Annotated in this window: 18 protein-coding genes; 15 read left to right on the top strand and 3 right to left on the bottom strand. The window is 57.6% G+C overall.

Annotated features, from left to right (window positions below):
* The first annotated feature begins 23 nt into the window (after nt 1-23).
* The 6 genes from atpD to FMN52_RS09845 all read left to right on the top strand — a co-directional run bounded on the left by atpD (nt 24) and on the right by FMN52_RS09845 (nt 8032).
* Nucleotides 24-1418: a F0F1 ATP synthase subunit beta gene (gene atpD / locus FMN52_RS09820; RefSeq protein WP_088826496.1), complete on the top strand. Its 1395-nt coding sequence runs from the start codon at nt 24-26 to the stop codon at nt 1416-1418.
* Nucleotides 1419-1465: 47 nt separating this feature from the next.
* On the top strand, nt 1466-1888 hold the full coding sequence (locus FMN52_RS09825; RefSeq protein ID WP_088826497.1) for a F0F1 ATP synthase subunit epsilon: 423 nt from the start codon (nt 1466-1468) through the stop codon (nt 1886-1888).
* A 149-nt stretch (nt 1889-2037) separates the two neighbouring features.
* Nucleotides 2038-3402, top strand: a complete 1365-nt coding sequence (glmU, locus tag FMN52_RS09830; protein WP_148608464.1) for a bifunctional UDP-N-acetylglucosamine diphosphorylase/glucosamine-1-phosphate N-acetyltransferase GlmU — start codon at nt 2038-2040, stop codon at nt 3400-3402.
* A 30-nt stretch (nt 3403-3432) separates the two neighbouring features.
* Nucleotides 3433-5265, top strand: a complete 1833-nt coding sequence (glmS, locus tag FMN52_RS09835; protein WP_148608465.1) for a glutamine--fructose-6-phosphate transaminase (isomerizing) — start codon at nt 3433-3435, stop codon at nt 5263-5265.
* A 333-nt stretch (nt 5266-5598) separates the two neighbouring features.
* Nucleotides 5599-7104, top strand: coding sequence for a sodium/proton antiporter NhaB (gene nhaB, locus FMN52_RS09840; RefSeq protein WP_148608466.1), 1506 nt, complete (start codon nt 5599-5601; stop codon nt 7102-7104).
* Nucleotides 7105-7195: 91 nt separating this feature from the next.
* A complete protein-coding gene (locus FMN52_RS09845; RefSeq protein WP_148608467.1) occupies nt 7196-8032 on the top strand; it encodes a transporter substrate-binding domain-containing protein in 837 nt (278 codons plus the stop codon).
* A gap of 14 nt (nt 8033-8046) precedes the next feature.
* On the opposite strand, the gene FMN52_RS09850 is transcribed toward FMN52_RS09845, so the two are convergent.
* The 3 genes from FMN52_RS09850 to FMN52_RS09860 all read right to left on the bottom strand — a co-directional run bounded on the left by FMN52_RS09850 (nt 8047) and on the right by FMN52_RS09860 (nt 13117).
* A complete protein-coding gene (locus FMN52_RS09850; RefSeq protein WP_148609723.1) occupies nt 8047-8733 on the bottom strand; it encodes a DUF3047 domain-containing protein in 687 nt (228 codons plus the stop codon).
* Between the two features lie 108 nt (nt 8734-8841).
* Nucleotides 8842-9747 carry a DNA-binding response regulator gene (locus FMN52_RS09855; protein ID WP_148608468.1) on the bottom strand — a complete coding sequence of 302 codons (906 nt, stop codon included), beginning with the start codon at nt 9745-9747 and terminating at the stop codon, nt 8842-8844.
* A complete protein-coding gene (locus FMN52_RS09860; RefSeq protein WP_148608469.1) occupies nt 9734-13117 on the bottom strand; it encodes an ATP-binding protein in 3384 nt (1127 codons plus the stop codon). The genes FMN52_RS09855 and FMN52_RS09860 overlap by 14 nt, the downstream gene beginning before the upstream one ends.
* 296 nt (nt 13118-13413) lie before the next feature.
* Here FMN52_RS09860 and urtA point away from each other — a divergent pair, with 296 nt between their 5' ends.
* From urtA to FMN52_RS09905, 9 genes are all read left to right on the top strand, one after another.
* On the top strand, nt 13414-14685 hold the full coding sequence (gene urtA / locus FMN52_RS09865) for an urea ABC transporter substrate-binding protein (protein ID WP_014578807.1): 1272 nt from the start codon (nt 13414-13416) through the stop codon (nt 14683-14685).
* A gap of 99 nt (nt 14686-14784) precedes the next feature.
* The gene (gene urtB, locus FMN52_RS09870) at nt 14785-15711 is read left to right on the top strand and encodes an urea ABC transporter permease subunit UrtB (RefSeq protein WP_014578806.1); all 927 of its coding nucleotides are present in this window, start codon (nt 14785-14787) and stop codon (nt 15709-15711) included.
* Nucleotides 15712-15720: 9 nt separating this feature from the next.
* A complete protein-coding gene (urtC, locus tag FMN52_RS09875) occupies nt 15721-16929 on the top strand; it encodes an urea ABC transporter permease subunit UrtC (RefSeq protein WP_148608470.1) in 1209 nt (402 codons plus the stop codon).
* Complete coding sequence (urtD, locus tag FMN52_RS09880; protein ID WP_162851866.1) at nt 16929-17687, top strand: urea ABC transporter ATP-binding protein UrtD; 759 nt, start codon at nt 16929-16931, stop codon at nt 17685-17687. Before urtC ends, urtD begins: the two co-directional genes overlap by 1 nt.
* 2 nt (nt 17688-17689) lie before the next feature.
* Entirely contained in the window at nt 17690-18379 is a 690-nt protein-coding gene (gene urtE, locus FMN52_RS09885) for an urea ABC transporter ATP-binding subunit UrtE (protein WP_014578803.1), read from the top strand.
* Between the two features lie 14 nt (nt 18380-18393).
* Nucleotides 18394-19440, top strand: a complete 1047-nt coding sequence (locus tag FMN52_RS09890; protein ID WP_014578802.1) for an aliphatic amidase — start codon at nt 18394-18396, stop codon at nt 19438-19440.
* Between the two features lie 15 nt (nt 19441-19455).
* The gene (locus tag FMN52_RS09895) at nt 19456-20499 is read left to right on the top strand and encodes an AAA family ATPase (protein WP_148608471.1); all 1044 of its coding nucleotides are present in this window, start codon (nt 19456-19458) and stop codon (nt 20497-20499) included.
* A 101-nt stretch (nt 20500-20600) separates the two neighbouring features.
* The gene (gene fmdA, locus FMN52_RS09900) at nt 20601-21833 is read left to right on the top strand and encodes a formamidase (RefSeq protein WP_014578800.1); all 1233 of its coding nucleotides are present in this window, start codon (nt 20601-20603) and stop codon (nt 21831-21833) included.
* A 5-nt stretch (nt 21834-21838) separates the two neighbouring features.
* Nucleotides 21839-22192 carry a zinc ribbon domain-containing protein gene (locus tag FMN52_RS09905; RefSeq protein WP_148608472.1) on the top strand — a complete coding sequence of 118 codons (354 nt, stop codon included), beginning with the start codon at nt 21839-21841 and terminating at the stop codon, nt 22190-22192.
* Nucleotides 22193-22253: the final 61 nt, after the last annotated feature.

Consider the following 22253-nt stretch of genomic DNA (forward strand, 5'->3'; position numbering starts at 1 on the left):
ATCAAGATAACGAGGAACCGAGCATGAGTAGCGGACAAATCGTTCAGATCATTGGCGCGGTTATCGACGTGGAATTCCCACGTGACTCCGTACCCAAAGTATATGACGCACTGCTGCTTGAAGGTGGCGAAACAACTCTGGAAGTCCAGCAGCAGCTGGGTGACGGCATTGTTCGTACCATCGCAATGGGCAGCACAGAGGGCCTGAAGCGTGGCCTGAAAGCAGAAAATACCGGCAAGCCGATTTCGGTACCGGTCGGCACCCAGACTCTGGGCCGTATCATGGACGTTCTGGGTCGACCCATCGACGAAGCCGGCGATATCGGCGAAGAAGAGCGTTGGGCGATTCACCGTAAGGCCCCGGGCTATGCCGACCAGGCAGCGTCTGCGGACCTGCTGGAAACAGGCATCAAGGTTATCGACCTGATCTGCCCGTTCGCCAAGGGTGGTAAGGTTGGCCTGTTCGGTGGTGCCGGTGTTGGTAAAACCGTAAACATGATGGAGCTGATCAACAACATCGCGAAAGAGCACTCCGGTCTCTCCGTATTCGCGGGTGTTGGTGAGCGGACTCGTGAAGGTAACGATTTCTACTATGAAATGAAGGACTCCAACGTCCTCGACAAAGTAGCGATGGTTTACGGTCAGATGAACGAGCCTCCCGGAAACCGTCTGCGTGTGGCCCTGACCGGTCTCACCATGGCTGAGAAATTCCGGGACGAAGGTCGTGACGTACTGTTGTTCGTGGACAACATCTACCGTTACACCCTGGCCGGTACGGAAGTATCCGCACTGCTCGGCCGTATGCCGTCTGCGGTAGGTTACCAGCCGACTCTGGCCCAGGAGATGGGTGAGCTGCAGGAGCGTATTACCTCCACCAAGAACGGTTCCATCACGTCCATCCAGGCGGTCTACGTACCGGCGGATGACTTGACTGACCCGTCGCCTGCGACCACGTTCTCGCACCTGGATGCTACAGTTGTACTGAGCCGTGATATCGCCTCCAAGGGTATCTACCCGGCGATTGATCCGCTGGATTCCACCTCTCGTCAGCTGGATCCGCTGGTCATCGGTCAGGAGCATTACGAAGTGGCCCGTGGCGTGCAAACTAACCTGCAGCGCTACAAGGAACTGAAAGACATCATCGCCATCCTGGGTATGGACGAACTGTCAGAAGAAGACAAACTGACTGTAGCCCGTGCCCGTAAGATCGAGCGTTTTCTGTCCCAGCCGTTCCACGTTGCTGAAGTATTCACCGGTTCTCCCGGTAAGTACGTTTCCCTCAAGGAAACCATCAGCAGCTTTAAGGGCATTCTGAATGGCGACTATGACGAACTGCCTGAGCAGGCGTTCTACATGGTTGGTACCATTGAGGAAGCGGTCGAGAAAGCGAAGGAAATGAAGAGCAAGGCAAAGAGCTAATCTGAGCCGACGCACTTGTTTCCGGATCGATCAAAGAGGCAACTGACATGGGTATGACCGTGCATTGTGATGTGGTAAGTGCCGAAACAAAGATCTATTCCGGATTGGTAGAAATGCTGATCGCAGCGGGCTCCGAAGGTGACCTGGGCATTGCCCCGGGCCACGCGCCGCTGCTGACCCAGCTGAAGCCGGGCCCTATTCGGATCATCAAGCAGGGCGGTGAAGAAGAAATTCTTTACGTGTCTGGCGGATATCTGGAGGTCCAGGCCAATCTGGTGACTTTGTTGGCGGATACCGCGGTTCGTGCAAAGGATGTGGACGAAGCAGCCGCGCTCGAAGCTCAGAAAGAAGCCGAGAAAGCACTTGCCAACAAGACTGGTGAATTCGAGTATTCCCGTGCAGCTGCAGAGCTGGCCGAGGCTGTTGCGCAGCTTCGTACCATCCAGCAGCTGCGTAACAAAATGCGCTAAGCATTTCCGTTTCGGGTTTGCCGAACACCGAAGCCGCATCCTGAGCGGCTGGAAGACCAACGTATTGCGTTGGCCATCCGGCCCTGAAGGGTGCGGTTTTTTTATTTTCAGCATTCAGAGAGTGAACACTCCGGGAGCCTGACTTTTCCATGAGCCCGCTACACGTTGTCATTCTGGCCGCCGGCCAGGGTTCCAGAATGAAATCCGCACTGCCCAAGGTACTGCATCCGATTGCCGGTCGCCCGATGCTCCATCACGTCATCGAAACGGCTAAACAACTTGGTGCCGAAAAGATCCATACGGTGATCGGCCATGGAGCTGACAAGGTCCGTGAAGCGACGGCTGAAGCCTCGGTAAACTGGGTCACCCAGAGCGAGCAACTGGGTACCGGCCACGCTGTGGCTCAGGCCCTGCCGGATCTTCCCGATGACGCTCGGGTTTTGGTGCTCTACGGGGATGTGCCTCTGACTCGCCATGAAACCCTCGATGGGCTGGTTGGTACCCTGGATGAAAACACCCTGGGCCTGTTGACGGTGACCATGGACAACCCCCAGGGGTACGGACGGATTGTCCGGAATGCCGATGGCGACGTGCAATCCATTGTTGAGCAGAAAGATGCTTCGCCAGAGCAGCAGCAGATCCGCGAGGTGAATACTGGCATCCTGGCGGTGTCAGCGAAGCATTTGAAATCCTGGTTGCCGACGCTCTCCAACAGCAATGCCCAGGGTGAATACTACCTTACCGACATTATTGCCATGGCGGTGGAGCAGGGTCTGTGCGTTTTGGTGTCTCAGCCAGAGAATCCCTATGAAGTTCAGGGAGTCAACAATCGCCTGCAACTGGCGGAACTGGAACGCTGGTTCCAGCGTCGTCAGGCTGACCGGCTGATGACAGAGGGCGCGACGCTCGCGGATCCTGCCCGGGTTGATGTCCGTGGCGAGCTCAGTATTGGCAATGATCTTTGGATCGATGTGAACGTGGTCTTCGAGGGGAATGTCAGCCTCGGCAGCAACGTGTCCATTGGTCCGGGTTGCGTCATCAAAGATGCAACCATTGCTGATGGCACCGAGATCAAGGCCAATAGTGTGATTGAAGGCGCGGTGATTGGCGCCAATGCGCAGATCGGACCGTTTGCCCGCATCCGTCCGGGTACGGAGCTGGCGGCGAATACCAAAGTGGGCAACTTTGTGGAAACCAAAAAGGCCATCGTCGGTGAGGGTAGCAAGATCAACCATCTGAGTTACGTCGGTGATGCCTCCGTGGGCCGTAATGTGAATGTGGGTGCAGGAACCATCACGTGTAATTATGATGGTGTGAACAAGTACCAGACGGTGCTCGGTGACGGGGTTTTCGTGGGTTCCAATACGGCGTTGGTCGCCCCGGTTACCGTTGCGGCCGAGGCAACCATTGGCGCAGGATCGACCATCACCCGTGACGTGGCCGACCACGAGCTGGCCGTCGCTCGGGGCCGGCAGCGGAACATCGCCGGCTGGGAAAAGCCAAAGAAACACTGATATAAACGATCGACAGACAGGTAGAACAGCATGTGTGGAATTGTAGGCGCGGTTTCGGAAAGGGACGTTCAGGGCATCCTTCTTGAGGGTCTGCGCCGTTTGGAATACCGGGGGTATGACTCTGCGGGCATGGCCGTGATCGGTGGCGATCACAGCGTCCAGCGCGCACGGGAAGTGGGTAAGGTTGCCGCACTCGGGGATGCCATGAAAGCAAACCCGCTCGCGGGTCACCTGGGCATTGCTCATACCCGCTGGGCAACCCATGGCGAGCCGTCGCAGATCAACGCCCATCCGCACATGTCCGGCGAGCGTCTGGCCATCGTCCATAACGGTATTATTGAGAACTATCAGGAGCTTCGGGAAGAGCTCCGGGCGGACGGTTTCGAGTTCACCTCACAGACTGATACCGAAGTCGTTGCCCACCTGATTGAGAAGAACTACCGCGCCCTGGGTAACCTTCACGATTCGGTACGGGCTGCCATTGCCCGTCTTCGTGGTGCCTATGCCCTGGCCGTTGTTCACGCCGATGAACCCAACCATCTGGTGGTGTGCCGCGAGGGCAGCCCCCTGGTGATCGGCGTGGGTATCGGTGAGAACTTCATCGCCTCCGATCAGTTGGCGCTGTTGCCGGTGACTGACCGTTTCATGTTCCTCGAAGAAGGCGACATTGCCGACATTAAGAAGGATGGAATGACCATCCTGGATCGTGAAGGTCAGGCAGTCGAGCGGGAAGTAACCCGCTTCGAACACGGCGCTGATTCTGCAGACAAGGGCGAATACCGTCACTTCATGCTCAAGGAAATCTACGAGCAACCCAAAGTGATCAAGGCCACCATGGAAGGCCGGGTCACCAAAACACGGGTTCTGGAACAGGCCCTCGGTACCGAAGCTGCAAACCTGCTGGAGAACGTTCGTCACGTCCAGATTATTGCCTGCGGCACCAGCTATCATGCTGGTATGGTCGCGCGTTACTGGATTGAGGAGCTGGCCGGCGTCGCCTGCTCGGTGGAAGTGGCTTCCGAATTCCGCTATCGCAAACACGTAATCCAGCAGGACACCCTGTTTCTCTGCATTTCCCAGTCCGGCGAAACCGCCGATACCCTGGCGGCTCTGCGCCAGGCCAAGAAAGCCGGTTTCCGGGCGGCGATGGCCATCTGCAACGTGCCGGGTAGTTCCCTGGTTCGGGAGTCCGACCTGGTCATCATGACCCAGGCAGGGCCGGAAATAGGTGTGGCCTCAACTAAGGCCTTCACCACCCAGCTCACGGCATTGTTGATCTTCACGCTTGCTCTGGCTCGCCATAATGGACTGCCTGAAGAGCAGGAAGCGGAGATCGTCGAGGCCCTCCATCTCGTGCCTGGCCAAGTGAGCGATGTTCTGGCCCTGGATGGCGAAATTGCCGAAATGTCCAAGGCCTTCATGGACAAGAACCACAGCTTGTTCCTGGGTCGCGGTTCCCAGTTCCCGGTCGCCCTTGAAGGTGCGCTGAAGCTGAAGGAGATCTCCTACATCCACGCCGAGGCTTACCCGGCCGGCGAGCTCAAGCATGGCCCCCTGGCCCTGGTCGACAGCGAAATGCCGGTGGTCACCGTGGCGCCGAACAACGACCTGGTTGAGAAGCTCAAGTCCAACCTGGAAGAGGTCCGTGCCCGCGGCGGTGAGCTCTTTGTCTTCGCTGATAAAAAAGCCGATGTGAAAGCGGAAGACGGTATTCATGTGATGCAGCTTCCGTCAGTGCATCCGATTACGGCTCCGATCGTCTACACCGTGCCACTGCAGCTTCTGTCCTATCATGTGGCGGTGCTCAAGGGTACTGATGTGGATCAGCCGAGGAATCTCGCCAAGAGTGTTACCGTGGAATAAGCGTCCTCATGGAAAGCTTATCGGTTGCCAAAGAATCCGCCTGTTGGCGGATTTTTGCTGTCTGTCTAGGTTCCAGGCAGTTATTTTTTTACTAGGCAGTCTTTTTAGGGCTCGAATCGGTTAAAATGTGGGCTTGGTGCTGCTGTTTTGTTCAGCAATTTCACGCTCACTGTCTGTGTTTTTCGGCGTCCAACTCCCTTTCTTTGGTTAGTGAGACCAAAAGCGGTCTCCCATTTGTACCTTTGACCAATACCCCGGTACGTAAATATCAAGGAAGATGCGGGCGCTTCACGACACAATACCAATAACCCGTTTTTTCAGAAGACTCCTGCAATGCCCAATACCGTTATCTCCGGCTTTACCCACAATTTCCTTGGCAAGGCGCCCGTCTGGTACAAGCAGGTCATTTTGCTGTTTCTTGTCGCCAACCCGATTGTCATGTGGACCCTGGGGCCGGGAACGGCTGGCTGGCTTCTGATTGCCGAGTTTATTTTTACCCTGGCCATGGCCCTGAAGTGTTACCCCCTTCTGCCTGGTGGCCTGCTGGCAGTGGAGGCACTGCTGATCGGGCTGACCACGCCGGATGCAGTGTATCTGGAAGTGCTCACCAACTTCCCGGTGATCCTGTTGTTGATGTTCATGGTGGCGGGCATCTACTTCATGAAGGAGCTTCTGCTGGTGACCTTCACCCAGATTCTGGTGGGGGTGCGTTCCAAATCGGCGTTGTCTCTTCTGTTCTGCTGCGCGGCAGCGATTCTCTCGGCCTTTCTGGATGCACTGACGGTTACTGCGGTGATCATCAGCGTAGCGGTGGGTTTCTACGCGGTGTACCACAAGGTGGCCTCCGGTAAGGGCTATCAGCACAAGGATCACAACACCGGTAGCGATGACGAGGTCATCGAGCTGCATCGGGAAGATCTGGAGAACTTCCGGGCGTTCCTGCGCAGCCTTTTGATGCACGGTGCTATCGGTACCGCGTTGGGTGGCGTTGCCACCATGGTGGGCGAGCCCCAGAATCTGTTGATTGCCAAAGTCGTGGGTTGGGACTTTGCCGGTTTCTTCCTGCACATGGCGCCAGTGAGTTTGCCGGTATTGGCGGCCGGATTATTCACCTGCTGGGCTCTGGAGAAGCTGCGTTGGTTTGGCTATGGCGGGCGCTTGCCCAAGCCTGTGCGTCAGGTTCTGGAAGAGTTTGCGGAGAACGAGCGGACCAAGCGTACCAAGGCTGATCAGGCCGCGCTCTGGGTACAGGCTGTTGCCGCTGCGATCCTGGTGGTGGGCCTGGCTTTCCATCTCGCCGAGGTCGGTCTGATTGGCCTGCTCGTCATCATCCTGATTACCTCCTTTACCGGGGTTACCGACGAGCACCAGATTGGCAAGGCCTTCCAGGAATCCCTGCCGTTTACCTCACTGCTGGTGGTGTTCTTCGCGGTGGTTGCGGTGATTCACGAACAGCATCTGTTCAAGCCGATCATTGACTATGTTCTGTCGCTTCCGGAAGCCCGTCAGCCTGGCATGTTCTTCATCGCCAATGGCGTGCTCTCGATGATCAGCGATAATGTGTTTGTGGCCACCGTGTATATCAGCGAAGTGAAGCAGGCCCTGGATGCCGGTGCTATCAGTTACGAACACTTCCAGAAGCTGGCAGTTGCCATCAACACCGGCACCAATCTTCCCAGTGTGGCGACCCCGAATGGTCAGGCGGCTTTCCTGTTTCTGCTGACATCTGCCATTGCGCCCTTGGTTCGGCTTTCCTACGGCAAGATGGTAGTGATGGCGTTTCCTTACATGCTGGTGATGGGCGGCGTAGGTTTGTACATGGTGATTAACCATATTTGACATTCTGTTCGGATTTTTGCGGGCAGTGTCAGTGCAGATTTTCCCGGGTCTGGTAATCTTTGCTTAATCTGACGCCAACAATACGGATTCCATGTTCAGAAACTGCTCAGACCGTCGCTCCTCAATGTTTGAAGCCATGCATTTTGGCGGTTTCCGGCTTTGGATTTTGCTAGCGGGATTACTGTTTGCGTCGGCCACCCTCTCTGAACCGGAATCAGCTGGAAAAAACCTTCGCATTGCCTACGTCGAGTTTCCCCCTATCACCTATCGTGGCGAAAACGGCAAGGCCGAAGGATCTTTCATTGAAATAACCCGTAAAGTGGCTCGTGAAGCGGGTTTCGAACCAGAATTTCTCTATCTGCCGGTAACACGGGCTTATCTGTATCTAACCAATGGTAAAATTGATGCCTGGCCGGGCGTGACAAGTATCCCTGCACTTGATGGGGAGGTACTCGAAAGCTGGGCAAGTCCTCTGCCGGTCCAGCTCAGCGCCTGGTATCTGGAGCAAACCCCGCCAGTTGATCACTTCGACAGGCTTTTGGGAAAAACGGTCATTGTTATTGGTGGCTACACCTATGGTGGTCTCCTCTCATGGTTGGAGAGTGAGGGGTCGATTCGTGTTACCGAAGCGCCTAACCATCGCTCGGCTCTGGATATGCTCAAGCGTGGGCGCGGAGATTATTTGCTGGACTACCGGCAACCGGTGATTGACACACTCGAGATGCCGGCTGACAGCATGGTTCGTGAATCCGAGATCCGTTCCAGGAACCTTGCCTGGCTGTTTTCGCTGGCCAATCCGCGGGCGGCGTTACTCCGGGATGCGTTTGACGACGCTTATATCCGTCTTGCAGAGAAGGGCGAGGTCCCGCCACTAAGGAAACTAAACCAAGGTTTTGTGGTCCCCGGTTTTCCGGAGCAATACCGCTAGCATGCCGGTCTGATTCAAGAGCCCGGCCGCAGCCGTATATCGCCGTACCAGGCCGTGGCCTTTTCCCCGGTGTTGTCCGAGTCCGACATGATGGCAATGCCCACCACCGGCGGTGGTTCCTCGCCAAAAGCTTCCCGATAGTCGGCCATGATATCTCGCTCCACCGTGACCCATTCGCCGACCTTTTCCGATCCGGAATTAACGGCAATCATCATGGTTTTCTCGGTGTACGGGTTGGGCACAATCTCGCCCTCCGGCAGCGTATTGGCCCAGATGTAGTTCAGGGCATTGCCAGGCAGGGACTCACCGAATAACACCTCGACGGTCTTGCGTTTGGCGCGCTCGAAAAAACCCGCCTTCTCTGGCTGGAACTCGAATGCCACATAGATTCTCGCCGGATAATCGTCCCCGGACTTTTCCCGGGCATCCCCGTTTTCGAACACATTCGAGACCTTCCAGCGCCATTGCAGAATCAGCGAATCCGTTGGCTCCAGTCTGACCCGTGCGATCAGACCAGACGCTCCGCCGTCCGTGGTCGCCCGCACGACCTGCTGACCGTCTTCGGCTGTCAGTTCATAGCGGCTGAGCTGATCTATCTTGGGGAATTCCAGAGGCTCCCAGCCATCGTTCAGGGACTGCATTTTCGAGAAAGGTGTGAGGGGGGATGGTGTCTGTGCCAACAGGAGTCCTGACAGGCCCATCAGAACCAGCACTGATAGAAATGTGGCAGTCTTTCTCATCCAGCTTCTCGCTTTCAGGTTCACAGTACCCCGATGGACAGACGTTAGGAGCAAAAGTGCCCGAGGCGATTATTGGATCGCCAGCAAGCGGATTGCACTGGCCGCCGCTGCCGTCCGGTTCTCCACGCCCAGCTTCCGGAATACCTGCTCCAGGTGTTTGTTGACGGTGCGTGGACTCATATCCAGTATCTGGCCAATTTCCCGATTGGTCTTGCCATTGGCGATCCACAGTAACACGTCGGATTCTCTCATGGTCAGTTCGAACCGTTGCCGCAAGGCGGCCGTGGCGCTGTTCTGGTTTTGTGGTGTTTTTAGTCGCAGCAGGTATTCCCGGTTATCCACCAGGGCCAGGAACTCTACAGAGCGGGCAACGCCCATGATCTCCAACGGCATGCTGTGTCCCGGATCAGGGCTATGGCCCAGCCATTCCCCCAGTCGGGCCCGAACGTCGGAAAACTCTGCATGTGCAGCGTCGGGCAGGTACTGACAGACCTGCGGTGTTCCCCAAAGCAGGTTTCCCTCACGATCCACCGCAAACAGGTTTTGACCGGCGGTATCCAGAGCGCTGCGAGCGCTTCTGGTCATGCGTGCGTTGGTCAGGTGCACATCCATTCTGGCCAGCAGTTCTGTGGTGTTGATGGGTTTGGTCACGTAATCCACGCCACCGGCGTTGAGCCCCATGACGACATGCTCGGTGTCGCTGAGCCCGGTCATGAAGATGATGGGGATGTCTGCAAACGCCGGGTTCTCTTTCAACCGACGGCACGTTTCGAATCCGTCCATATGGGGCATCAGGGCGTCCATCAGCACAACGTCCGGCGTGATGTTCTGGCTGATGGTCAGAGCCTGGTTGCCTTCGAGGGCAACCAGCACGGTCATGCCTGCCTCTTCCATGGCATCGTTGATCATTCGAATGGAGTCGACCGCGTCATCCACGACCATCACGACAGTCTTCCGGTCATTATGAAGCTTCATGTTCGGCTACCTCGAGGAGTTCAAGAATTTTCTCAAACTGGAAATCGTTGGTGAGTCTTGTGAGCTCAAGCGTAAAGGATTCGGTGGCATCGCCGCTGTGTTTCAGGGCATGGAGTGCTTCAAGCAGACCTTTCCGGTGACCGATCCGGGCCAGATCAGCCAGCGCCAGGCGGTGCTCTATATCGGGTAAGGGTAGGGCTCCGTGCTCTGGGGCAGGGATAGCGGCAAGGGGGTCCGCGCTCTTGTTAAAACGCCATCCCAGATCCAGTACGCCGGCAATGGTGTCGAGTAGCAGGTTCAGTCGCACCGGTTTTATGATGTAGCCATCATGCAAACGTGGGGAATCCGCCGCGTGGTGACCCTCATTGGCGTCGGCCGAGACCATCACGACCGGGATGGAATGCTTTTGTTCTCTCAGCAATGTCAGCACTTCCCAACCGCTCATGCCCGGCATGGATACGTCGAGAAGCACAAGGTCGGGGTGCTCGGCCTCAACGGTCTCCAGTACCTGCAGCGCATTGCCGATGTCGATGATTTCAAAGCCCAGCGGCGAGAGCATGGCGCGCATGACCTGACGGTGGGAAACGTCGTCGTCCACCAGCAGCACCTTGCGCCGGGTACCGTGATAGCCGTAGATCCGCCGGGTGGGGGTTGAGATGGAGCGCGGTGTTGAGGAATGCAGGCTTGATAGCATCAGGCTCACCCGGAATACGCTGCCCTGGCCGGGTTCGCTTTCTACCGTGATGTCACCTCCCATGATTTCCGTGAGCAGGCGGGTAATGGTCAGACCCAGACCTGTGCCGGCCCGGCTTTGCCCAGGAGTCCGGATACGTTCGAAGGGCCGGAAGATGCGTTCCACGTTCTCCGGGGCGATGCCCTCGCCGGTATCGCGCACGGTGAACTCAGCGACCTGACTGCGATAGCGAAGGGTCAGGGAGACGCCACCCCGGTCGGTGTATTTGATGGCGTTGGACAGAAGGTTGATCAGAATCTGGCGCAACCGCTTCTCGTCGGTGGTCACCATCTCTGGCAGCGGATTGGGACAGTGGTAATCAAAGGCCAGGCCCTTGTCTTCTGCCTGCAGGCGGAACATGGTTACAAGTTGCTCCATCAACAGCTCAATCCGGACCTGATCTCGGTGCAGGTCCAGTCGGCCTGCTTCGATTTTGGAAATATCCAACAACCCCTCAATCAGATCCGCGAGGTACTCACCACTGCGGCGAATCACACCCAGGGCTTCCTTGCGGTGTGAGGGGATGGTCTCGTCGTTTTCCATCAGCTGGGCATAACCGAGAATGGCATTGAGGGGTGACCGTAATTCGTGGCTAATTCCAGTCAAATAGCGACTTTTCGCCCCATTTGCTGCCTCTGCCTGCTCTTTTGCCTGTTGCAGGGCCTGGTCTGTTCGTTCATGGGCCACGATCTCTTCCATCAACAGACGGTTCTGGCGCCGGGACTCTTCCTCGGCCACCACCCGGCTCTCATGGGCGAGCACGAACAGCCAGCAGATTACGCCCGTGACGATGACCAGGATAAAGAAAACTTTCCACAGGGTGACCGACAAAAGAATGCCTTCAGCGGGTGAAGCGACCGGCGTCTTGAAATAGATCAGGGACAGCAGCAGGCCGGAAAGGCCGTTGATGAGCACCAGCAGGCTCAGAAAATGCCCGAGCCTTGAGCGCAGACCGGCCAACACCGGTTTTGGCATCAGGCTCCCGAGAAACTGATTGAGCTGTTCCTGATATCCTGCCCCCGGTTTGCAGGCGTCTGCGCAACGGGCATCGAGTGAACAGCACAGTGAACAGATGGTGCCGTCATACGCGGGACAATGGGTGAGATCTTCCGGTTCGAAGTGATGTTCACAAATCGTGCACTGCACGAGCTGATGGTCAGTAGCGATGGGGACGAATGGCCGTGCTGTGTAGAAACGGCCACCGGTTTTCCAGGCGATCAGAGGCGCCATGATCAGCGCGACTCCCATGGCGATAAAATGGGAAAGAGCCTCCGGATAAACGCCCAGTATGCCGGTATGGCAGATGATGCCTACTACAGAGGCCGTCAGCATGGCACCAACCCCGACCGGGTTGATGTCGTACAGGTGGGCACGTTTGAACTCAATGTGTGCGGGACTGAGCCCCAGTGGTTTGTTGATCACCAGATCCGCCACCAGCGAACCAACCCAGGCAATGGCGACGATGCCATAGAAACCCAGGGTTTCCTCCAGCGCCCGGTAAACCCCCAGTTCCATCACCAGAAGGGCAATGGCGACGTTGAAAAACAGCCAGACAACTCGTCCGGGGTGGCTGTGGGTGAGTCGCGAGAAGAAGTTGGACCAGGCGATGGAGCCGGCATAGGCATTGGTAACGTTGATTTTGAGCTGGCAAAGAATGACGAAAATGCCCGCCATCGCCAGGGAGATCTCGGGCGAATGGGTAATGTAATTGAAGGCGATCAGATACATCTGGGTCGGATCAGCCGCCTCCGAGGCGGTAACGCCCTGTTTCAGGGCAAGAACCGCAAGAAAGGAGCCCGCCAGGATTTTCAACATGCCGATCACAATCCAGCCAGGTCCGCCTGCCATCACGGCGGCCCACCAACGTCGCTTTTCCCGGGCATTGCGGGGTTCTGGAATGAAGCGCAGGAAATCCACCTGCTCGCCGATCTGGGCAATTAAAGAGAAAACCACGGCCGCCGCAGCCCCGAACATGACGATGCTGAATCCATCGGAATTAACCGGGTTAACTCCCTTGAACTGTGTCCAGTCGCTGACTGAAGAGGCATCGGCGTAAACAATAAAAACAAACGGTATCAGCTGCAAAAGGATGAAAGCCGGCTGGGTCCAGACCTGGAACCGACTGATCGTGGTGATTCCATGTATAACCAGTGGAATGATGACCACGGCACAGATCAGGTAGCCGAGAACCAGGGGAACCCCGAACAGCATTTCCAATGCCATGGCCATGATGGCCGCCTCGATGGCGAAAAAGATAAACGTGAACGAAGCGTAGATCAGCGAGGTGATGGTGGAGCCTATATAGCCAAAGCCGGCACCGCGAGTCAGCAGATCGATGTCGACGCCGTAACGGGCCGCGTAGTAACTGATCGGGATGGCGGTGAGGAAAATCACCAGACTGACGGCCAGTATGGCGGCGACCGCATTGTCGAATCCGTAGTGGAGGGTAATGGAGCCGCCGATGGCTTCCAGCGCGAGGAAGGAGATGGCGCCCAGGGCGGTGTTGCTTACCCGGGCCGCCGACCAGCGCCGGGCACTCTTGGCGGTAAAGCGAAGCGCATAGTCTTCCAGGGTCTGGTTGGCTACCCACTGGTTGTAGCTGCGCCGAACCCGAAAAATATTCTGTCTTGCCGCCATGACTGCCTTGCCTTTGGTGTTTGAGTGCCCCGCGTTAGTGCAGCTTCAAGCTGAAATGCACCGGATGAGAAAACCGGAACAATATCCGTGCCATAGACCGGTGCAGGGATGTTCTTCTTCTGCATGCCTGCGTTTTAGCCTGTCCTGTTGGTTACAGGAATGCGTCAAATGACGTAGCACGCTGGGGCGATTGCCGAATGGGCACCTGTACGGGCGCCGAGCAGAATGATTCTCGTGGGCGCTGTGCTTTCGAAGGGAAGCGCGGATCCGGACTTCAAAAACTGCGAGGAATCACCATGGATACGACAGATCAAGCCGCCAACGGGCGGTCGTTTGGTAAGGGACTGGGGCTGAAAAAGAGCCTGATGACGCTGGCGGCTTCCGTCATGCTTGCGACGTCGGCACAGGCGGCAGTGCCGGCCACAGCAGAGGTCAACACGACTGGTCTGGCGGTGACGGATGACACCGTTACGGTCGGCATTCTGCACTCCATCACCGGCACAATGGCGATCAGTGAGATTGGCTCGGTTCAGGCGGAAAAGCTGGCTATTGACCAGATCAACGCCTCCGGTGGTGTCCTGGGCCGCCAGATTGAATTCGTCCAGGAAGACGGCGCCAGTGACTGGCCGACCTTCGCTGAAAAATCCCGGAAGCTACTGCGCCAGGACAACGTTGCTGCGATCTTCGGCGCCTGGACCTCGGCTTCCCGCAAGGCCGTTCTCCCAGTTATCGAGCAATACAACGGCATGCTCTATTACCCCACCTTCTATGAGGGTCTGGAGCAGTCGCCCAACGTGGTCTACACCGGCCAGGAAGCGACCCAGCAGATCCTTGCCAGTATCGACTGGGCCGCAGAAACCAAGGGTGCCAAAAGCTTCTATCTGCTCGGATCGGACTACATCTGGCCCCGTACTTCGAACAAGATCGCCCGCAAGCACATCGAGGACAAGCTGGGCCTCAAGGTCTCTGGCGAAGAGTACTATCCGCTGGGTCACACCCAGTTCAACTCGGTTATCAACAAGATCAAGCTGCGCAAGCCGGACGTGATCTTTGCCTCGGTTGTCGGTGGCTCCAACGTGGCCTTCTACAAGCAGATGAAAGCGGCCGGTATCGATTTCACCGATGAGAAGCCCCTTCTGCTGACCATCTCCGTGACCGAGGACGAGATCCGCGGTATCGGCGGTGAGAATGTGGACGGCATCTACGCCTCCATGAAGTATTTCCAGAGCCTCGATAACCCCAACAACAAGGAATTTGTTGCGGCCTTCAAGGAAGCCTACGGCGATGACATGGTCATCGGTGACGTGACCCAGGCGGCTTATCTCGGCCCATGGCTGTGGAAAGCAGCGGTTGAAAAAGCCGGCTCATTCGACATCGACAAGATCCGTGAAGAGTTCGCAGGCATCGAGTTCACGAAAGCGCCAGAAGGTTACGTGCGCATCCACGAAAACCATCATCTATGGTCCAAGACCCGTATCGGCCAGGCTCAACCTGACGGCCAGTACAAGGTTGTCTATGAGACCGAAGAACTGATGGAACCGGACCCGTTCCCGGAAGGCTACCAATAAGCCCGGACTGCTGGCGCCCCCGGGCGCCAGCATCCGTTGCCTCTGCAACACGAGATTAAGGGTTTGAAGGGTAAGTTGGTCTAAAGGGGAGTAAGGGTCATGTTTGATGGCTACACCAGCAGTGAATTGATGTCGATATTTGCCATGCAGGGGTTTGCCGGGCTCTCCCTGTTTTCAGTGTTCGTACTGATGGCATTGGGCCTGGCCATCATCTTTGGTCAGATGGGGGTGATCAATATGGCCCACGGGGAGTTCATGATCCTCGGCGCCTACACAACCTACCTGACATCCGGTTTTTTCCAGTCCTATCTGCCGAGCCTGTTCGGCGGCTACTTCTTCGTCGCCATGGTTCTGGCTTTCCTGATTTGTGCTGCCCTGGGGGCATTCGTCGAATGGCTCATGATACGGCGACTCTATCACCGACCACTGGATACCCTTCTGGCCACCTGGGGTCTGAGCCTGATCATGCAGCAGGCTTACCGATCCATCTTTGGCGCCCGGGAAGTGGGTGTGGACCTGCCCGAGTGGATGATGGGGGCGATCCAGGTCACTGACCTGGTGGAGCTGCCCATCAACGGCTTGTTCGTGATGATCATCGCGCTGTCCATTGCCGTGGGCGTGTATTTCCTGATGTACCGATCCGGTTATGGCAAGAAAGTGCGGGCGGTGGTTCAGAATCGCCCCATGGCTGAAGCCGTTGGTATCAACAGTGCCGGTATCGACCGAGCCACCTTTGCCCTCGGGTGTGGCATCGCCGGCGTCGCGGGTGCTGCCTTCACCATGATCGGTTCCACCGGTCCGTCCTCTGGCCAGGCTTATATCGTAGACACCTTCCTGGTGGTGGTGTTTGGCGGTGCCCAGAGCCTGATCGGCACCATTGTGTCCGCCTTCGGTATATCCCAGGCCCAGTCCACCATGGAGTTCTTCCTCAGTGGTTCCATGGCCAAGGTGCTCACCCTGCTGGTCGTCGTCGGCATCTTGATGCTGCGTCCAGAAGGACTCATGGCCCTCAAGGTCCGTCGCTAGGAGATTGTCATGAAGAGTTCATCCCCATTGAAATGGTTTGCCACCCGCGAGGGACTGTATTACGTCGCACTTGCCGTGTTGCTGGTGGTGCTTTTGCCACTGGCGCTCGACCCATTCCGCCTGAACATGGTGGGCAAGTACCTGACCTACGCCTTTGTCGCCATTGGCCTGGTGATGTGCTGGGGCAAGGCTGGCATTCTCAGCCTGGGCCAGGGTGTGTTCTTTGGTCTTGGCGGCTACTGCATGGCCATGTTCCTGAAGCTGGAGGCCTCCACTCCGGAGGCCACCGCCATCCAGTCCACCCCCGGCATCCCGGATTTCATGGACTGGAACCAGCTCACCGAGCTGCCCTGGTTCTGGGAACCGTTCCACAGCTTCTCCTTTACCTTGCTGGCGGTGATCGGTGTGCCGGTTCTGCTGGCGTTCGTTATCGGCTTCGCCATGTTTACCCGGCGGGTGGGGGGCGTGTACTTCGCCATCATCACCCAGGCTATCGCCGCAATCCTGACGATTCTGATTATCGGACAGCAGGGCTATACCGGCGGTGTGAACGGCATTACCGATCTGCAGACGCTGAACGGCTGGGACATCCGCACCGATGAAGCCCGGACCATCCTGTACTTTGTCTGTGTTGGCATGCTGTTCCTCTGCCTGTTTGTGGCGCGCCTTGTCCAGAACCGGAAGCTGGGCCGCATCCTGGTGGCCATGAACGCCCAGGAAAACCGGGTGCGTTTTTCTGGCTATGACGTTGCCGCCTTCAAGATCTTCGTGTTCTGCCTGGCAGCGGCTTTTGCCGGCGTCGGTGGTGCCATGTTCACCCTGATTGTTGGCTTCATGTCGCCGTCGTTCATCGGCATCGTCGCGTCCATCGAGATGGTCATCTTCTGTGCCCTGGGTGGCCGGTTGTCCATCCTCGGCGCGGTCTACGGTGCCTTGCTGGTGAATGCCGCCAAGAGTGGCTTCTCGGAATCCTTCCCGGAACTCTGGCCGTTTGCCATGGGTGCCTTGTTTATCGGTGTCGTACTGGCCTTCCCGAACGGTCTGGCCGGCCTGTATCAGACCTACGTCATGCCCCTGGAAGACAAGATCTTCAAGCGCAACAAGGGTGCACAGCTGGAGGCCAAGCCCGCGGAAAAAGCCGCAGAGCCAAAGCCGACCGCTGAGAAGACTTCTGATTACGATCCGATGATCGATTCCTACAGCCCGGAGAAATCGTGATGAGTGCAGCCAAAAGCAAAAGTGGGGATTTCCTGCTGGCGGTCGAAGGCCTGACCGTGTCATTCGATGGCTTCAAGGCCGTGGATGACCTGTCCTTCTACCTGGATCCCAAGGAAATCCGGGTCATCATCGGCCCCAACGGTGCCGGTAAAACCACGGTTCTGGACCTGATCTGCGGCAAGACCAAGGCCACGTCCGGCTCCATCAAGTTTGACGGTAAGGAGCTTACCAAGCTCAAGGAGCACCAGATTGTTCACTCGGGTGTGGGCCGGAAATTCCAGACCCCGTCAGTGTTCGAGGACCTGACCGTCTTCGAAAACCTTGAAGTGTCCTACCCAAAGGGACACAGCGTGATGGGCGCGCTTGGATTCAAGCGCGACGCGGAGGTGATCAAGGCTGTGGAGGAAGTGGCTGAAACCATCTTCCTGACCGAGGCCCTGAATGAGCCGGCTGCATCGTTGAGCCATGGCCAGAAGCAGTGGCTGGAGATCGGCATGCTGCTGATCCAGAAACCGGACCTGCTGATGCTGGATGAGCCGGTGGCCGGGATGTCCGTCACCGAGCGCAAGAAAACCGCCGAGCTGCTGAGGGTGATTACCAGGGACCATACGGTGCTGGTGATCGAGCACGACATGCAGTTTGTCGGTGATATCGCTGACCGGGTCACGGTCATGCATCAGGGCAAAGTTCTTTCCGAAGGGTCAATCGAGCACGTGAAATCGGACCCGAAAGTCATCGAAGTCTACCTGGGGCACTGATCATGCTGAGCATCAAACATCATTCGGTGGCCTATGGCCAAAGCACCATCATCGATGACCTCAACCTCGACGTGGCAAAGAACGAAATTGTCGCCGTGGTGGGGCGTAACGGCATGGGCAAGACCACGCTGATGAAATCCCTGGTGGGCATGACCCCCACGCGAGGCGGTGAGGTCAGCCTGGATGGGAACGACCTTTCCGGCCTGAAGAGCTTCCAGCGTGTGCGCGCCGGAATCGGTTTCGTGCCGCAGGGGCGGATGATCTTTCCGACACTGACGGTACGGGAGAACATCGAAACCGGCCTGGCCGCCGTGGGTGAAAAGAAGGTACCCGAGGACCTCTACGAGATGTTCCCGGTACTGAAGGAAATGCAGAACCGGCGTGGTGGCAACCTCTCCGGCGGCCAGCAACAACAGCTGGCTATTGCCCGGGCACTGGCCACCCGGCCCAAGGTGCTGCTGCTTGACGAACCCACGGAAGGTATCCAGCCCAACATTATCAAGGAAATCGCGCAGACCCTTCGGCGCATCCGGGATGAGCGGGGCCTGTCGATTGTGGTTTCGGAGCAGGTACTCAGCTTTGTAATGGATGCGGCAGACCGGATTCTGGTGATTGAAAAGGGCGCGATTGTGCACGAAGAGAGCCGGGAAGAAGCGGATCAGGACAAGATTGCGAGCTATCTGGCGGTTTAACGAGGAGCAGAACGATGAGACACGGTGATATTTCAAGCAGCAACGATACCGTCGGCGTAGCGGTGGTGAACTACAAGATGCCGCGGCTGCATACCAAAGCCGAGGTGTTGGACAACGCCCGCAACATCGCTGACATGATCAAGGGTATGAAAGTCGGCTTGCCCGGCATGGATCTGGTGGTGTTCCCGGAATACAGCACCATGGGCATCATGTACGACAACGAGGAAATGATGGAAACCGCGGCCACCGTGCCCGGTGACGAAACGGCCATCTTCTCCGCCGCTTGTCGTGAGGCGAACACCTGGGGCGTGTTTTCGCTGACCGGAGAACGACACGAGGATCACCCCAACAAGGCGCCGTACAACACCCTGGTTCTGATCAACAACGAGGGTGAGGTCGTCCAGAAATACCGCAAGTGTATCCCCTGGTGTCCGATCGAGGGGTGGTATCCGGGTGACACTACCTATGTCACCGAGGGTCCAAAGGGCATGAAGATCAGCCTGATCATCTGCGACGACGGCAACTATCCCGAGATCTGGCGCGATTGCGCCATGAAGGGGGCGGAGCTGATTGTTCGCTGTCAGGGCTACATGTACCCGGCCAAGGAACAGCAGGTGATGATGGCCAAGAGCATGGCCTGGGCCAACAACTGTTACGTTGCGGTGGCCAACGCCGCCGGATTTGACGGCGTGTATTCCTACTTCGGCCACTCCGCGATCATTGGCTTCGATGGCCGTACCCTCGGGGAATGCGGTGAGGAAGACATGGGCATTCAGTATGCCCAGCTGTCCGTAAGCCAGATCCGTGATGCCCGTGCGAACGACCAGTCCCAGAATCACCTGTTCAAGCTGCTGCACCGGGGCTACACCGGTGTGCATGCCTCCGGGGACGGCGACAAGGGAGTGGCCGACTGTCCGTTCGAGTTCTACCGTACCTGGGTGATGGACGCCCAGAAGGCGCAGGAAAATGTGGAGGCCATGACCCGGAAGACGGTAGGTACCGCCGAGTGCCCGGTGGGCGAGCTGCCGTTCGACGGCAAGGAAAAATCCGCAGGGGCCTAAGCCCGGGAGGCGTTCATGCCGTTTATCAACGAACGGCTGGAAGCCAATCGGGAAACCATTGAAAAGAATCGGGCCGCCTCAGGCCCGGTTCGTGCTTCCCGGTTCCGCTTCGAGCCCGAGGCCGTGATGGCCAGACTGCGGGAAAATATCGTCGGCCAGGATGAGGCCCTGGCCGCCATGGAATCCATGCTGGTGCGGGTGAAAGCCGATATCGGCGAGGACAGCCGGCCGCTGGCGGTGCATCTGTTCCTGGGTCCCACCGGCGTGGGCAAAACCGAAACCGTGCGCCTCATTGCCGAAGCCATCCACGGTAATCGCGATGGCCTGTGCCGTATCGACATGAACACCCTGGCCCAGGAGCATTACGCCGCTGCCCTGACCGGTGCACCGCCGGGCTACGTGGGCAGTAAGGAAGGCCACAGCCTGTTTGATCTGGACAAGGTACAGGGCTCCTTCAGCAAACCCGGCATTGTGTTGTTTGATGAAATCGAGAAAGCCAGCAAGGAAGTGGTGCGCACGCTGCTGAACGTGCTGGACACCGGTCGGCTGGTGTTTCCCTCCGGTAACCGCGAGATCGACTTCCGCAACACCCTGATCTTCATGACCAGCAACGCCGGTGCGCTGGATGCGGAGGCGCATGAGCAGAACTACCAGCGGGGCTGGCGCCGCTGGCTCCGGTTATCAGCCGGCAACGGCGAGGCCATTCGCGATACCGCCCTGCGCCGGCACTTTGACCCGGAATTCCTCAACCGGATTGATCAGATCCTCACCTTCAACCGACTTACCGACAACTGGCTGGAAGCCCTGCTGGACATTGAGCTGGCGGGCCTCAATCGCCGGTTGTCCAGAAAGCACGCCGAGCTGTCGCTGTCGCCTGAGCTGCGAGAGGAACTGTGCCGTGGCTACGACGCTCGCTATGGGGCCCGGGAACTGCTGCGGGCTTTTCGCCAGCGGCTGGAACCCGCCGTTGCCCGGGCGTTGTTGGCGTATCCGGACTGTCGCCGGTTTGAAGCCGGCCTGCAGGGCAGGAAGGTCACGGTGCACCAATACGTCGAATGACGTAGGCACCGGGGGCATTTCGCGAATACCTCACAGGGTCGGGATTTCGGATAGTAAAGCCGTTACCTAATCGTGTAAGCCAACACCAAGGAGCGCCTGCTATGGCTGAAACCATTATCAAGATTGATCTGAACAAGTCGGCCTATGAGAACGACAAAATTCACAACCGCTGGCACCCGGATATTCCGCTGGTGGCCACCGTCAAGCCGGGCGACGATTTCATCGTCGAGTGCTATGACTGGACCGGCGGCCAGATCAAGAACGACGACAGCGCCGACGACGTGCGCGATGTTGATCTCAGCCAGGTTCACTTCCTGTCGGGACCGATCGGGGTCGAGGGCGCGGAGCCGGGCGACCTGCTGGAAGTCGACATCCTCGACATCGGCACCTTCGAAGAGAGCCAGTGGGGCTTTAACGGGTTCTTCTCCAAGCAGAACGGCGGTGGCTTCCTGACCGAACACTTCCCGGAGGCCCAGAAATCCATCTGGGACTTCAACGGCATGTTCACCAAATCCCGCCACATTCCCAACGTGGAATTTGCCGGCCTGATTCACCCGGGCCTGATCGGCTGCCTGCCCTCCAAAGAATTGCTGGACACCTGGAACAAGCGTGAGGCCGGACTGGTCGCGACCGATCCGGAGCGTGTGCCGGAACTGGCAACACTGCCCAACGGTGAGACCGCCCATATGGGCCAGATGACCGGTGACGCGGCCAAAGCTGCCGGCGCCGAAGCCGCGCGTACCGTGCCGCCACGGGAACACGGTGGCAACTGTGACATCAAGGATCTGTCCCGTGGCTCCAAGGTGTATTTCCCGGTGTACGTGGACGGGGCCGGCCTCTCCGTGGGCGACCTTCACTTCAGTCAGGGCGACGGTGAAATCACGTTCTGTGGCGCCATCGAAATGGCCGGCTGGATTCACCTGCGGGTAAACCTGATCAAGGATGGCGTGAAAAAATACGGCATCAAGAACCCGGTGTTTAAGCCCAGCCCGATCAAGCCCCGTTACGACGATTACGTGATCTTTGAGGGCATCTCGGTGGACGAGGACGGCGGCCAGCATTACCTGGACGTACACGTGGCTTATCGCCAGGCGTGTCTGAACGCCATCGAATACATGACCAAGTTCGGTTACACCAAGGCCCAGGCCTACGCAATTCTCGGCTGTGCGCCCGTGGAAGGCCACATCAGCGGCGTGGTGGATATCCCCAACGCCTGCGCCACGCTCTGGCTGCCAACGGGCATCTTCGACTTCGACATCAACCCGTCCGCTGATGGGCCCCAGAAGAAAGTCAGTGGGGGCATGGACGTACCGTTGTCGAAAGATAAGGAGTAATCACCATGCCTGTGTATGACTACAAGTGCCGCGAGCACGGCCTGTTTAACACCCTGGCAACCATGGACGATGCCGCCAAGCCGGCAGAGTGCCCTAGCTGCAAGGCCCTGTCGCCACGGGTGATCGTACTGCCCTCGCACATTGCGGCCATGGACCCGGCCCAAAGGGCAGCTGAGGACAGGAACGAACGGTCGCGGCATGAACCGGTGTTCTCCAGCGCAGACCGGAGGGCGAATGATAAGGAGCATAGCCGTGCCTGCGGCTGTGGCTCTCCGAAGCCCGGAAAGTCCATGCTGTTTTACACCGCAGACGGGAAGAAGATGTTTCCTTCCATGCGGCCCTGGATGATCAGCCACTGATCGGCTGAGTAGATGCTGTCACGTGTTTGGCCTCCTTCATGGGGGCCTTTTTTTGTGTCTG

This window comes from Marinobacter sp. BW6 (genome assembly GCF_008107725.1).
In the GTDB taxonomy this organism is placed as follows: Bacteria; Pseudomonadota; Gammaproteobacteria; order Pseudomonadales; family Oleiphilaceae; genus Marinobacter.